Here is a 675-nt window from a genome sequence, read left to right on the forward strand (position 1 = left end):
GAAATGCGGGAATGTGTTGGGCAAGTCAGGACTTTGTTCGTATTTTAGAAAATGTAAAAGCTCGTGGTATCTTGCAATCTACTTTCTCTTATTTCTTCTTAGAGCAAAATAAGATTGATAAGAAAAAGATTCAAGAGAATTTTAACTTAACTGCTGGGGAGCTTGACATTATTCTCAACAACCCAGGAAAAGGAGAAGGAATCTTCCGTGTAGGAGACAGTTCAGTGTGGATTCAAACAGATCCATCAGACAAAGAAATGATGTTTATTGAATCAAATGAAGCGGTACTACAAGAGCTTCTAAATAATATGAAGAAAGTACAAGGGTACGCAGGATAATAGCGTATCAGAGATAAGGAAGGTGAAATTATGCTTGAAAAGATAATAGGATGGGTTGGCGGATTAATTGTTTCTCTGACTAAGATCTTTCTTTCTCCCATCTATGATTTAATTGATACTATCCCCGATTTAATTTTTGGTGGGGATAGTACGAAATTAGGGTTTTTATATAAAGATGGGACAGCTGGGGATATATTAAATTCAGGATTACCAGTTATGTTTAAGTTTGCAGCCTTTTTAGTTTTAGTCAGTGCTGTAATTGCTGGTGCAAAGTATTCAGCTGCTGCCATTAATCCAACAAATCGAACATATATCATTGAATATGCGAAGGATTTAA

Annotated in this window: 1 protein-coding gene and 1 pseudogene; both read left to right on the forward strand. The window is 35.6% G+C overall.

Annotation, left to right across the window (positions count from 1 at the left end; genetic code table 11):
* A pseudogene (locus CO726_RS31180) lies at positions 1-338 on the forward strand (hypothetical protein); the annotation flags it as partial.
* Positions 339-368: 30 nt separating this feature from the next.
* The coding region (locus CO726_RS31185) for a hypothetical protein (protein ID WP_136699924.1) at positions 369-675 on the forward strand (307 nt) is incomplete at its 3' end.

Source organism: Bacillus fungorum, assembly GCF_002746455.1.
Taxonomy (GTDB): Bacteria; Bacillota; Bacilli; order Bacillales; family Bacillaceae_G; genus Bacillus_A; species Bacillus_A fungorum.